The sequence below is a fragment of the Flagellimonas rhodophyticola genome (genome assembly GCF_049332665.1).
Taxonomy (GTDB): Bacteria; Bacteroidota; Bacteroidia; order Flavobacteriales; family Flavobacteriaceae; genus Flagellimonas.
Genome location: NZ_CP186326.1, coordinates 1,694,937 through 1,710,419, shown reverse-complemented (window position 1 = coordinate 1,710,419; position 15,483 = coordinate 1,694,937). Strand labels below are relative to the sequence as shown.

The 15,483-nt window shown below is 50.4% G+C and carries 5 protein-coding genes; 3 read left to right on the top strand and 2 right to left on the bottom strand.

Annotated features, from left to right (window positions below):
• Positions 1-41: 41 nt before the first annotated feature.
• Together ACOKFG_RS07640 and ACOKFG_RS07635 are read right to left on the bottom strand one after the other, a co-directional pair.
• Complete coding sequence (locus ACOKFG_RS07640) at positions 42-839, bottom strand: hypothetical protein (protein ID WP_299488847.1); 798 nt, start codon at positions 837-839, stop codon at positions 42-44.
• Complete coding sequence (locus tag ACOKFG_RS07635) at positions 829-1,578, bottom strand: carboxypeptidase-like regulatory domain-containing protein (protein ID WP_299488843.1); 750 nt, start codon at positions 1,576-1,578, stop codon at positions 829-831. Before ACOKFG_RS07635 ends, ACOKFG_RS07640 begins: the two co-directional genes overlap by 11 nt.
• Positions 1,579-1,795: 217 nt before the next feature.
• Here ACOKFG_RS07635 and ACOKFG_RS07630 point away from each other — a divergent pair, with 217 nt between their 5' ends.
• The 3 genes from ACOKFG_RS07630 to ACOKFG_RS07620 all read left to right on the top strand — a co-directional run bounded on the left by ACOKFG_RS07630 (position 1,796) and on the right by ACOKFG_RS07620 (position 15,481).
• Positions 1,796-4,309, top strand: coding sequence for a beta strand repeat-containing protein (locus ACOKFG_RS07630; protein WP_422862132.1), 2,514 nt, complete (start codon positions 1,796-1,798; stop codon positions 4,307-4,309).
• Between the two features lies 1 nt (position 4,310).
• On the top strand, positions 4,311-5,477 hold the full coding sequence (locus ACOKFG_RS07625) for a gliding motility-associated C-terminal domain-containing protein (RefSeq protein ID WP_299488837.1): 1,167 nt from the start codon (positions 4,311-4,313) through the stop codon (positions 5,475-5,477).
• 161 nt (positions 5,478-5,638) lie between these two features.
• Positions 5,639-15,481 (top strand): hypothetical protein, encoded by a 9,843-nt coding sequence (locus ACOKFG_RS07620; RefSeq protein ID WP_422862131.1) that lies wholly within the window; start codon positions 5,639-5,641, stop codon positions 15,479-15,481.
• The last annotated feature ends 2 nt before the right edge of the window (positions 15,482-15,483 follow it).

Sequence of the window (15,483 nt, the reverse complement as noted above, 5' to 3'; positions counted from 1 at the left end):
TTTAGTTAGTCAAACTCAAACAAACTATATGCCAAATCGAATTAGTCGATATTATTGTTTTTTCTGTAGTCTCTGCTTTTAACTACCATAAAATCCCAAATCTTAAGTTTATCTTTTGAATTGACAACCTCTTGGAATGCCTCATCCACTTCACAGAAATACATAAAATCATCGACCTTTTCCAATGGAATCTTTAAGGTGGTAACAAATAGTGAATCGACATAAAAACCTTGGACACGTTGGGTTCTAGAATATGTTTTATCTACTTTCACCCTATTCTTAAGCATTTTAGTGCGCCCAGTGATCGCATTTATCAATGGATCTAACGGAGGTGTTAAAATCATTCCGACGTTAAACTTTCCCATGGTGGCTTGTTGCAACTTACGCTCGCTTTGCGTGGGAATCTTGGCATGGGCATTCGGTAAACCAAGGGCTTCAGCACTTACATCTTTTTCCAATTGTAAGCCATCCAAATCTTGGCTTAAATCACCGGATAAATTATAAGGTCGCACCACCACTTCATTCAATTCATTGACAAATTCTTCGAGAGGAACAGAGATAAAGCTGGTATTATAAAGTGCTTCGTTTATGATCAAAACCTTTCTTTTGAACTGAACAGCGGAAAAAACCAAAGTATCGCCAAGTCTCACTGGAATTGAAAAGTTTCCATCCATGTCAGTAATTACAGCCCTTGTGGAACTGATATTCTGCACCACCACTCCTATAACATCTTTATCCAAACTGTAAACTCTACCCCTGAGCTCTTTGGTGGTCGATTTCTGTGAGAAAACAGATAGCGTTGATAAACAAAAAAGTAGAAAAAGTAATTTATTCCTCATTCAGCTCAGACAAATAGGTTTTGCTGTGGGTAACCAAAAAATCTATCAACTGGAATTCATTTTCCTTTTGCAACAAAGTATTGGAAGGTACTTTATCATCACAATATATCAGAAAAGCATCAATTTTATCTTGTGGAAGCTTTAGGTCAACCACAAAAAATTCATCGTCATAAACTTGACGAAGTATTTCACTTACCTTCAACGGGACGGTCTTACCATCATCACCTTTTTTCTTAGCCAGTGACTTATAAAGAAGTTTAAAAACATTGACGAAATTGATTCCATCTCGCATACCGCGTTCCGCTCTTGACATTGCAATATTTTCTACTTCCGTTCCACGATCCACTTCATATTCAAAACCTTTGAATTCATCGTTCTGCATCTCCAAAAACTTTTGCTGGTTTTCGGGACTCACTACAACTTCATCCAGTTCGGTAACTTTCTCGGTAACTTCCACAACCAATCTATTGTTACGCAATATTTCTGAGGTAATTTCAACCACCTCAAGTTGATAATTCACCGCGGTAAAAACCAATTGGTCACCTTCTTTTACCATGATAAAAAATTCTCCATCCTCATTGGTAATTGTAGCCGTTTCAGCGGTTGCATTAATAACATTCTCATTCGGCACATTAGATCCTCTATAGAGGACCTTTCCACGTAGAGCCTGTCTAGCCTCCTGTGCAATTGCCGTTGTTGTGAAGGCAGCAAAAAATACTATCAACCATAGGTTTTTCATAAATGAAAAGGTTTAGTTGAAGTTAAAGAAAACCCTTGAAGCTCACATAAAAAAATAATGAGGTTCTAAACTTTTGTTAATTTCTATCTGAGGAGCACAGGTAACCTCTTTCCCGTTCACCTTTGAACTAAGGTATTTTGACGGTAATAATTAGAATAATCGAAACATATCAATAGTTTTGCGGTTTACGTTTGGAAATCCTCAAATAACAAACACTGTGAAAACGCGAATTATACATTTGATCATTGGCCTACTTATGATCAGCTCCCTAAAGGGACAGATAAAAATTGGTGATAATCCACAAGCTTTAGACCCCTCATCAGTACTCGAGCTGGAAAGTTCGTCGAGAGTACTCGTAATTACCCGGGTAAGCGATGCTCAAATGAATACCATTTCTCCATTGCCTGGAGCTCTGGTCTATAATACGGACCAAGGATGTATTCATTATTACGATGGCACGGACTGGATCAATATTTGTGAAGCCTTGGACAACTCCTTTACGGTAAGTACAAATGCTGTTTTCAATCAATTTGCTAGGGACAGCACGGTAGTAGTTACACAAACGGACGACAATTACAATTTTGAGGTCAATCTAATCACGGGAGATAATATTGTTCCGACTTCTATAAATGGGGATGTTCATATTCAACCAAGTTCGGTAACTGGAGGATTGTTGCAAGATGCAACCATTACATTCGATAAACTTGCTGATGGAGAAAATACGGGGGAAGTTTTACAATGGAATGGTAACGAATGGATTCTTGTAGATGAAACTGGTTTGGTCGTTACTGAAGTTGATGGCGAAATTGGAAATGAAGTATTGGATGCTACTTCAGGAGGATCGTTGGTTCGTTCAGGAGCGGGAACGGATGTCGACCCGTTTACACTAGATGTTAGCGACGGGGGAATAAACAATGATGAATTGGCTGCAGATGCCGTCACTTCGGATAAAATTCAGGATGGAAATGTTAATACAGATGACATAGCCAATTTGGCCGTAACCAACATTAAATTGGCGGCGGATGCAATTACAAGTGATAAGGTTCAAGATGGACAAATAACAAGGGCAGATATTGCCGATGATGCCATTAATACAGACAAGATTGGAACTGCGGGAGTTGCGGAAGCAAATAGAATTTTAGGGACGGATGCTCTCGGAAACGCCGAATGGCAAAACGCATCAGATCTTGCAACAAGTTTGGGAGAAGATGTAACATCTACCAATGGTTCAATTTCTGGCACACAGCCCAATGCGGCGCTTGTAGCCATGAATCTTGAAGTCAATGTTGATGGAACAACTATTGAAGTAGACGGGACCAATGGTGTACAGATTATGGATAATGGGGTTACCAATGCAAAACTAGACAAAGTCAATATCCCACTTAGCGGGTTTGGTGCGGCAGCAGCGGATGTAAGTCTTGGTACAAACAAACTAACCAATGTTGTTGATCCAACAGATCCACAGGATGCAGCCACAAAGGCATATGTTGATGCAGAGATTATAGCCGCCTCACCCACTATTGTCAGTGGTGATGCAGGAAATTTAATTATCAGCAGCGGAGTAGATGGTGGTGCCTTTTATGATGGGGATTTCACAAACTTAATCAATGTTCCTCTAGGATTAGCTGATGGTGACGACGATACAACATACGCCGCAGGGACCGGACTGAGCCTGACGGGAACAACATTCTCCGTTGACAATGCCGCCATAGCACCGGACTGGGCAAACATCACCAGCATTCCCGCCGACATTGCGGACGGTGACGGTGACACAACATACACCGCAGGGACCGGACTGAGCCTGACGGGAACAACATTCTCCGTTGACAATGCCGCCATAGCACCGGACTGGACAAACATCACCAGCATTCCCGCCGACATTGCGGACGGTGACGGTGACACAACATACACCGCAGGGACCGGACTGAGCCTGACGGGAACAACATTCTCCGTTGACAATGCCGCCATAGCACCGGACTGGACAAACATCACCAGCATTCCCGCCGACATTGCGGACGGTGACGGTGACACAACATACGCCGCAGGGACCGGACTGAGCCTGACGGGAACAACATTCTCCGTTGACAATGCCGCCATAGCACCGGACTGGGCAAACATCACCAGCATTCCCGCCGACATTGCGGACGGTGACGGTGACACAACATACACCGCAGGGACCGGACTGAGCCTGACGGGAACAACATTCTCCGTTGACAATGCCGCCATAGCACCGGACTGGACAAACATCACCAGCATTCCCGCCGACATTGCGGACGGTGACGGTGACACAACATACGCCGCAGGGACCGGACTCAGTCTGACGGGAACAACATTCTCCGTTGATAATCTCGTTGGAGATGTCACTGGGCCCACTAGCGCAACAGTAATTGCGAATGACGCCGTCACGCTTCCCAAATTAGCTAATGGTACAACAGCTGGACAATTGATGCAGTGGAATGGAACAGATTGGGTTTTAGCCCAACAGGTTGTCCAAAAAGGTCAAGTTGCTTCAGGAACAGGAGTTTTAGGTGCATATACCATTAACAATCCTTTGATTAGTGCAACTTCAATTATTCAATTATCTGTAGAAGAAAACACTCCTGGAAATCCAATTATGATACAGTTAACTGGCCAAGGAGCAACAACTTTTTCAGTTCAAATTTATGAATTCATTGGAGGTGTCCCAACGGCAATAAATGCTAACTGGCAATATTTAGTAGTTGCCCCTTAATATGAATAAAAGTTTATACATATCCTTTTTCTTTATAACCGGATTGGTTCAAGCCCAAACCGGACTATACAACAATGGTAACATCCGTATACATACCAATGGCAATATTGGTTTTCATACAGATTTAATAAACGATTCTGCTTTTGACCAAAACCAGGGTTTGGTTGGCTTTTATGGCAATAATGTGGTACAAGTGCTTGGAAACATCCCTCCTACCTTTAATGATGCTGAGTTCATGGTGCAAAGCAACATCTTTTTACAGACTTCCGTGAATGTACTCAACAACACCAATTTTATTGATGGCAGTGTGCTTACGCCGCAAAATAACCGGGCCATAAATCTGAATTTTATGGATTCCGGTTTTTTCACTGGAGAAAATGATGCTTCCAAAGTTTCTGGTTTTGCCGCAATGACCAATCGCGACTTTTTCTCATTTCCGGTAGGAGACCAGAGTCAATTACGACCCCTATTATTGGATTCGGAAGCGATAACACCAACTGCCTTTTGTGCTTATTTTTTTGAAAATCCCTCCAATCCATCGTCTATTCTAGAAAGTTTCGACACAAATGAAAAAGTAAGGGATATTGGTACCGTCACGGATAAGGAATTTTGGATAATCCAAAGCGATATTCCTGCCAGGGTGACCATCAGTTGGAATCCAAGGAGTGATTTGGGATCTATTCCTAATACAACCAGCGATGCCATTATTGTTGTGGGGTGGAGTAAATCTGCAAATCAGTGGGTTATTATTGGTAATAGTGCGGTAAGTGGTGATATATCCCAAGGATTTGTTACTTCCGAAACCTTTGTTCCAAGTGAATTTGAAGCGATTACGTTTGGTACGATTCCTCTACCTACGGATACATTCGCCGTTAACAATCCAACTTTGGGAAATTATTTCCTAAGTCCAAATGGAGATGGAGTTAATGATTTTCTGATTATTGATGGTATGTCAGACTCTCCAAACAATAGTTTGCGACTGTTCAATCGATTTGGACAAAAAGTCTATGAAAAAATCAATTATACAGACGAATTTGGAGGCGAATCCAATACTGGAAATTTCATTTTAAACCAGGATATTGGACTTCCTGAAGGAGTCTATTATTATCTCGTAACATTGAATGATTTGGAACTTCAATATCAAGGATTTTTGTTTCTTGACAGGTAGTTTTGTAGGAATTTCTTTTCAATTCATTTCCCTTAATTAACTAAAATATAATACCTTAGTGACTCTTAAGTGTAGTTTGCAACATTATAAAGCAGCTACACAACATAAACTAGCACTTCATCAACCTCGCTGGTAATTTTAACAAGTTATCCAAACTAGGTATGATGAAATTAAAGTCACTTCTTTATCTTTTTGTAGCACTTAGCCCCCTTTTAACACTTTCTCAAGTCAAAGTCGGTACAAATCCGAATTCGATTGACCCCACCTCAATATTGGAACTTGAAAGTTCCAACAAGGCATTAGTGCTTACCAGATTAACGTCGGCCCAGATGCAGAACATCACTCCATTAAATGGTGCAGTTGTTTACAATACCGACACTTCATGTGTACATTATTTTAACGGAGGCCAATGGATAAACCTATGTGATGGATCAAATAACTCCAATCTAACATTTGTTGATAACAGCAATGGCACCTTTTCGGTGCTGAACAATGGTATAACAATATTTACATCCCCAGATTTAACAGGTCCAGTTGGTCCACAGGGACCAATAGGAAACCAAGGACCCGATGGGAACCAAGGGCCTGATGGAAACCAGGGACCAGTAGGACTTCAAGGACCTGACGGAAACCAGGGACCCGATGGGAACCAAGGTCCTGTCGGAAATCAAGGACCCGATGGGAACCAAGGACCGGACGGGAATCAAGGACCACAGGGACCAATAGGAAATCAAGGGCCTGTCGGACTTCAAGGACCGGATGGAAACCAAGGGCCCGATGGAAACCAGGGACCCGATGGGAACCAAGGACCACAGGGACCAATAGGAAATCAAGGACCCGATGGGAACCAGGGACCTGATGGGAACCAAGGACCACAGGGACCAATAGGAAATCAAGGGCCTGACGGAAACCAAGGACCCGATGGGAACCAGGGACCAGTAGGACTTCAAGGACCCGATGGAAACCAAGGGCCACAGGGACCAATAGGAAATCAAGGACCTGACGGGAACCAAGGTCCAGTAGGACTGCAAGGACCGGATGGGAACCAGGGACCAGATGGAAACCAAGGACCAGATGGAAACCAAGGACCTGATGGAAACCAGGGACCAGTAGGACTTCAAGGACCGGATGGGAACCAAGGACCACAGGGACCAATAGGAAATCAAGGGCCTGACGGAAACCAAGGACCAGATGGAAACCAAGGACCTGATGGAAATCAAGGACCTGACGGGAACCAAGGGCCACAGGGACCTAACGGGAACCAAGGACCCGACGGGAACCAAGGACCAGATGGAAACCAAGGACCTGATGGAAACCAGGGACCCGATGGGAACCAGGGACCTGATGGGAACCAAGGACCACAGGGACCAATAGGAAATCAAGGTCCTGACGGAAACCAAGGACCGGATGGGAACCAGGGACCAGTAGGACTTCAAGGACCGGATGGGAACCAAGGACCCGATGGGAACCAAGGGCCACAGGGACCAGTAGGAAATCAAGGACCTGACGGGAACCAAGGTCCAGTAGGACTGCAAGGACCGGATGGGAACCAGGGACCCGATGGGAACCAAGGACCACAGGGACCAGTAGGACTTCAAGGACCGGATGGGAACCAAGGTCCACAGGGACCAATAGGAAATCAAGGGCCAGTGGGACTGCAAGGACCTGATGGAAACCAAGGACCTGATGGGAACCAAGGTCCAGTAGGAAATCAAGGTCCCGATGGGAACCAAGGACCAGATGGAAACCAAGGACCGGACGGGAACCAAGGACCACAAGGACCGGTAGGATTGCAAGGTCCAGTCGGACTTCAAGGACCCGATGGGAACCAAGGACCACAGGGACCAATAGGAAATCAAGGACCTGACGGAAACCAAGGACCCGATGGGAACCAAGGACCTGACGGAAACCAAGGACCTGACGGAAACCAGGGACCCGATGGAAACCAGGGACCTGACGGAAACCAAGGGCCAGTAGGACTTCAAGGACCCGATGGGAACCAGGGACCTGACGGAAATCAGGGACCAGTAGGACTTCAAGGACCGGATGGGAACCAAGGACCTGACGGAAACCAAGGTCCACAGGGACCAATAGGAAATCAAGGACCCGATGGGAACCAGGGACCTGATGGGAACCAAGGACCACAGGGACCAATAGGAAATCAAGGTCCTGACGGAAACCAGGGACCTGACGGAAACCAGGGACCGCAAGGACCGGTAGGATTGCAAGGTCCAGTCGGACTGCAAGGACCGGATGGGAACCAAGGACCACAGGGACCAATAGGAAATCAAGGTCCAGATGGAAACCAGGGACCCGATGGGAACCAAGGACCAGATGGGAACCAGGGACCTGACGGAAACCAAGGACCCGATGGGAACCAAGGACCAATAGGAAATCAAGGTCCAGACGGAAACCAGGGACCTGATGGAAACCAAGGACCTGATGGAAATCAAGGTCCAGTAGGACTGCAAGGACCGGATGGGAATCAAGGTCCAGTGGGACTGCAAGGACCGGATGGGAACCAAGGACCCGATGGGAACCAAGGACCAATAGGACTGCAAGGTCCAGATGGAAACCAAGGACCTGACGGAAACCAGGGACCCGATGGGAACCAAGGCCCTGTCGGAAATCAAGGACCCGATGGGAACCAAGGACCTGACGGAAACCAGGGACCAGCAGGACTGCAAGGTCCAGATGGAAACCAGGGACCCGATGGAAACCAGGGACCTGACGGTAACCAGGGACCCGATGGGAACCAGGGACCTGATGGGAACCAAGGACCACAGGGACCAATAGGAAATCAAGGTCCTGACGGAAACCAAGGACCGGATGGGAACCAGGGACCAGTAGGACTTCAAGGACCGGATGGGAACCAAGGACCCGATGGGAACCAAGGGCCACAGGGACCAGTAGGAAATCAAGGACCTGACGGGAACCAAGGTCCAGTAGGACTGCAAGGACCGGATGGGAACCAGGGACCCGATGGGAACCAAGGACCACAGGGACCAGTAGGACTTCAAGGACCGGATGGGAACCAAGGTCCACAGGGACCAATAGGAAATCAAGGGCCAGTGGGACTGCAAGGACCTGATGGAAACCAAGGACCTGATGGGAACCAAGGTCCAGTAGGAAATCAAGGTCCCGATGGGAACCAAGGACCAGATGGAAACCAAGGACCGGACGGGAACCAAGGACCACAAGGACCGGTAGGATTGCAAGGTCCAGTCGGACTTCAAGGACCCGATGGGAACCAAGGACCACAGGGACCAATAGGAAATCAAGGACCTGACGGAAACCAAGGACCCGATGGGAACCAAGGACCTGACGGAAACCAAGGACCTGACGGAAACCAGGGACCCGATGGAAACCAGGGACCTGACGGAAACCAAGGGCCAGTAGGACTTCAAGGACCCGATGGGAACCAGGGACCTGACGGAAATCAGGGACCAGTAGGACTTCAAGGACCGGATGGGAACCAAGGACCTGACGGAAACCAAGGTCCACAGGGACCAATAGGAAATCAAGGACCCGATGGGAACCAGGGACCTGATGGGAACCAAGGACCACAGGGACCAATAGGAAATCAAGGTCCTGACGGAAACCAGGGACCTGACGGAAACCAGGGACCGCAAGGACCGGTAGGATTGCAAGGTCCAGTCGGACTGCAAGGACCGGATGGGAACCAAGGACCACAGGGACCAATAGGAAATCAAGGTCCAGATGGAAACCAGGGACCCGATGGGAACCAAGGACCAGATGGGAACCAGGGACCTGACGGAAACCAAGGACCCGATGGGAACCAAGGACCAATAGGAAATCAAGGTCCAGACGGAAACCAGGGACCTGATGGAAACCAAGGACCTGATGGAAATCAAGGTCCAGTAGGACTGCAAGGACCGGATGGGAATCAAGGTCCAGTGGGACTGCAAGGACCGGATGGGAACCAAGGACCCGATGGGAACCAAGGACCAATAGGACTGCAAGGTCCAGATGGAAACCAAGGACCTGACGGAAACCAGGGACCCGATGGGAACCAAGGCCCTGTCGGAAATCAAGGACCCGATGGGAACCAAGGACCTGACGGAAACCAGGGACCAGCAGGACTGCAAGGTCCAGATGGAAACCAGGGACCCGATGGAAACCAGGGACCTGACGGTAACCAGGGACCCGATGGTAACCAAGGTCCAGATGGACTGCAAGGACCGGATGGAAACCAAGGGCCACAGGGACCAATAGGAAATCAAGGGCCAGATGGGAACCAGGGACCACAAGGACCAGTAGGACTTCAAGGACCGGATGGGAACCAGGGACCGGATGGGAACCAAGGGCCACAGGGACCAATAGGAAATCAAGGACCGGATGGGAACCAAGGGCCACAGGGACCAATAGGACTTCAAGGACCGGATGGGAACCAAGGACCCGATGGGAACCAAGGACCTGATGGAAATCAAGGTCCAGTAGGACTTCAAGGACCGGATGGGAACCAGGGACCTGACGGTAATCAAGGTCCACAGGGACCAATAGGAAATCAAGGGCCCGATGGGAACCAAGGGCCAGTAGGACTTCAAGGACCGGATGGGAACCAAGGACCTGACGGAAACCAGGGACCAGTAGGACTGCAAGGACCGGATGGGAACCAAGGACCACAGGGACCAATAGGAAATCAAGGACCGGATGGGAACCAAGGGCCAGTAGGACTTCAAGGACCGGATGGGAACCAAGGACCTGACGGTAACCAGGGACCCGATGGGAACCAAGGTCCAGATGGACTGCAAGGACCGGATGGGAACCAAGGTCCAGTGGGACTGCAAGGACCTGACGGAAACCAAGGTCCACAGGGACCAGTAGGAAATCAAGGACCGGATGGGAACCAAGGTCCAGATGGAAACCAGGGACCCGATGGAAACCAGGGACCAGTAGGACTTCAAGGACCGGATGGGAACCAAGGTCCAGTGGGACTGCAAGGACCGGATGGAAATCAAGGTCCAGTAGGACTGCAAGGACCGGATGGGAATCAAGGTCCAGTGGGACTGCAAGGACCGGATGGGAACCAAGGACCCGATGGGAACCAAGGACCAATAGGACTGCAAGGTCCAGATGGAAACCAAGGACCTGACGGAAACCAGGGACCCGATGGGAACCAAGGCCCTGTCGGAAATCAAGGACCCGATGGGAACCAAGGACCTGACGGAAACCAGGGACCAGCAGGACTGCAAGGTCCAGATGGAAACCAGGGACCCGATGGAAACCAGGGACCTGACGGTAACCAGGGACCCGATGGTAACCAAGGTCCAGATGGACTGCAAGGACCGGATGGAAACCAAGGGCCACAGGGACCAATAGGAAATCAAGGGCCAGATGGGAACCAGGGACCACAAGGACCAGTAGGACTTCAAGGACCGGATGGGAACCAGGGACCGGATGGGAACCAAGGGCCACAGGGACCAATAGGAAATCAAGGACCGGATGGGAACCAAGGGCCACAGGGACCAATAGGACTTCAAGGACCGGATGGGAACCAAGGACCCGATGGGAACCAAGGACCTGATGGAAATCAAGGTCCAGTAGGACTTCAAGGACCGGATGGGAACCAGGGACCTGACGGTAATCAAGGTCCACAGGGACCAATAGGAAATCAAGGGCCCGATGGGAACCAAGGGCCAGTAGGACTTCAAGGACCGGATGGGAACCAAGGACCTGACGGAAACCAGGGACCAGTAGGACTGCAAGGACCGGATGGGAACCAAGGACCTGACGGAAATCAGGGACCAGTAGGACTTCAAGGACCGGATGGGAACCAGGGACCTGACGGAAACCAAGGACCCGATGGGAACCAGGGACCAATAGGAAATCAAGGACCGGATGGGAACCAAGGACCAGTAGGACTTCAAGGACCAGTAGGACTTCAAGGACCGGATGGGAACCAGGGACCCGATGGGAACCAAGGACCCGATGGGAACCAGGGGCCACAAGGGCCAATAGGAAACCAGGGACCCGATGGGAACCAGGGACCCGATGGGAACCAGGGACCAGTAGGACTTCAAGGACCGGATGGGAACCAAGGACCTGATGGAAATCAAGGTCCAGTAGGACTGCAAGGACCGGATGGGAACCAAGGTCCAGTGGGACTGCAAGGACCGGATGGAAACCAAGGTCCACAGGGACCAATAGGAAATCAAGGGCCACAGGGACCAATAGGAAATCAAGGACCGGATGGGAACCAGGGACCACAAGGACCAGTAGGACTTCAAGGACCGGATGGGAACCAGGGACCCGATGGGAACCAAGGTCCCGATGGGAACCAGGGGCCACAAGGGCCAATAGGAAACCAGGGACCCGATGGGAACCAGGGACCCGATGGGAACCAGGGACCAGTAGGACTTCAAGGACCGGATGGGAACCAAGGACCTGATGGAAATCAAGGTCCAGTAGGACTGCAAGGACCGGATGGGAACCAAGGTCCAGTGGGACTGCAAGGACCTGACGGAAACCAAGGTCCACAGGGACCAGTAGGAAATCAAGGACCGGATGGGAACCAGGGACCTGACGGAAACCAAGGTCCAGATGGAAACCAGGGACCCGATGGAAACCAGGGACCAGTAGGACTTCAAGGACCGGATGGGAACCAGGGACCAGTAGGACTTCAAGGACCGGATGGGAACCAAGGACCTGATGGAAATCAAGGTCCAGTAGGACTGCAAGGACCGGATGGGAACCAGGGACCTGACGGAAACCAAGGTCCAGATGGAAACCAGGGACCCGATGGAAACCAGGGACCAGTAGGACTTCAAGGACCGGATGGGAACCAAGGACCAGATGGAAACCAAGGACCTGATGGAAATCAAGGTCCAGTAGGACTGCAAGGACCGGATGGGAACCAAGGTCCAGTGGGACTGCAAGGACCGGATGGGAACCAAGGCCCTGTCGGAAATCAAGGACCCGATGGGAACCAAGGACCTGACGGAAACCAGGGACCAGCAGGACTGCAAGGTCCAGATGGAAACCAAGGACCTGATGGAAACCAGGGACCTGACGGTAACCAAGGGCCACAGGGACCAATAGGAAATCAAGGACCGGATGGGAACCAGGGACCACAAGGACCAGTAGGACTTCAAGGACCGGATGGGAACCAAGGACCCGATGGGAACCAAGGTCCAGTAGGACTGCAAGGACCGGATGGGAACCAAGGACCAATAGGAAACCAAGGACCAGTAGGACTGCAAGGACCGGATGGGAACCAAGGTCCAGTGGGACTGCAAGGACCTGACGGAAACCAAGGTCCAGATGGAAACCAAGGACCTGACGGAAACCAGGGACCCGATGGGAACCAAGGTCCTGTCGGAAATCAAGGACCCGATGGGAACCAAGGACCTGACGGAAACCAGGGACCAGCAGGACTGCAAGGTCCAGATGGAAACCAAGGTCCAGATGGAAACCAAGGACCTGATGGAAACCAGGGACCTGACGGTAACCAAGGACCACAGGGACCAATAGGAAATCAAGGTCCAGATGGAAACCAGGGACCCGATGGAAACCAGGGACCAGTAGGACTTCAAGGACCGGATGGAAATCAAGGACCCGATGGGAACCAAGGACCCGATGGGAACCAAGGACCTGACGGAAACCAAGGACCGGATGGGAACCAGGGACCAGTAGGACTTCAAGGACCGGATGGAAATCAAGGACCCGATGGGAACCAAGGACCTGACGGAAACCAAGGACCGGATGGGAACCAGGGACCGCAGGGGCCAGTAGGATTGCAAGGTCCAGTCGGACTTCAAGGTCCAGATGGTAATCAGGGACCACAGGGACCAATAGGAAATCAAGGACCGGATGGGAACCAGGGACCTGATGGAAATCAAGGTCCAGATGGACTGCAAGGACCGGATGGGAACCAGGGACCGGATGGGAACCAGGGACCGGATGGGAACCAAGGTCCACAGGGACCAATAGGACTTCAAGGACCGGATGGGAACCAAGGACCACAGGGACCAATAGGAAATCAAGGACCTGATGGAAACCAAGGACCTGACGGAAACCAGGGACCAGTAGGACTTCAAGGACCGGATGGGAACCAGGGACCTGACGGTAACCAAGGACCACAAGGACCAATAGGAAATCAAGGGCCCGATGGAAACCAAGGGCCAGTAGGACTTCAAGGACCGGATGGGAACCAAGGACCTGACGGAAACCAGGGACCAGTAGGACTGCAAGGACCGGATGGGAACCAAGGACCTGACGGAAATCAAGGACCGGATGGGAACCAGGGACCTGATGGAAACCAAGGACCCGACGGAAACCAGGGACCAGTAGGACTTCAAGGACCGGATGGGAACCAGGGACCCGATGGAAATCAAGGTCCAGTAGGACTGCAAGGACCGGATGGGAACCAGGGACCCGATGGGAACCAAGGACCAGTAGGACTTCAAGGACCTGATGGAAACCAGGGACCCGATGGGAACCAAGGTCCAGTAGGACTTCAAGGACCCGATGGAAACCAGGGGCCAGATGGGAACCAAGGACCAGTAGGACTTCAAGGACCCGATGGGAACCAGGGGCCAGATGGGAACCAGGGGCCACAAGGACCTATAGGACTTCAAGGTCCAGATGGGAACCAGGGACCCGATGGTAATCAAGGACCAGTAGGACTGCAAGGACCGGATGGGAACCAGGGACCTGACGGTAACCAGGGACCCGATGGGAACCAAGGACCAGTAGGACTTCAAGGACCCGATGGGAACCAGGGGCCAGATGGGAACCAGGGGCCACAAGGGCCAATAGGAAATCAAGGTCCAGATGGGAACCAGGGACCCGATGGTAATCAAGGACCAGTAGGACTGCAAGGACCGGATGGGAACCAGGGACCTGACGGGAACCAGGGACCCGATGGGAACCAAGGACCAGTAGGACTTCAAGGACCCGATGGAAACCAGGGGCCAGATGGGAACCAGGGGCCACAAGGGCCAATAGGAAATCAAGGTCCAGATGGGAACCAGGGACCCGATGGGAACCAAGGACCAGTAGGACTTCAAGGACCCGATGGAAACCAGGGGCCAGATGGGAACCAAGGACCCGATGGGAACCAAGGGCCAGTAGGACTGCAAGGACCAGTAGGACTGCAAGGACCGGATGGGAACCAGGGACCCGATGGGAACCAAGGACCACAGGGACCAATAGGAAATCAAGGTCCAGATGGAAACCAGGGACCCGATGGGAACCAGGGGCCAGATGGGAACCAGGGGCCACAAGGGCCAATAGGAAATCAAGGTCCTGACGGAAACCAAGGACCGGATGGGAACCAGGGACCGCAGGGGCCAGTAGGATTGCAAGGTCCAGTCGGACTTCAAGGTCCAGATGGTAATCAGGGACCACAGGGGCCAATAGGAAATCAAGGACCGGATGGGAACCAGGGATCAGTAGGACCCCAGGGACCTATTGGGGACCAAGGTCCACAAGGACCGCCAGGACCAGCTGGGCCAGTACAAACATTAAGTAAGTCGGGTATTACAATTACCTTAAGTGATGGCGGAGGTTCCGTCGATGAAACAGTAACCAGTTTATCACAAAATAATGGTACAGGAGTAATAACCTATACCGATGAAAACTCAACAGACCAAACTGCCAATGTGGTTGGAGCAGAAACGGATAACAGTATCTCTGTTGGCGCTAATGGCGGTGCTTACTATGAAAGTCCAATCAAGGCATTTGGAAAAATTGCATCAAACGGTGCTGTAGTGAGGGCAACTTCAGGTGTAACTGTAACCAAATTAGGTGGAAATGGTCGTTATCGAGTTAATCTACCGCCAGGGTTGGTATCTGACGCAAACTATATAATACAATTAACACAACCAGGAAGAGGCGGTGCTGGAAATGATGACCCTGGAATATCATATAACAATCAAACACCAGCTGGTTTTGAGGTCATTGTCGGTGACAACGATAATGGTGGAGGAAATCGATTCAGGTTTAATTCCGAATTTATGTTTACCATTCTAGATTTATAAAA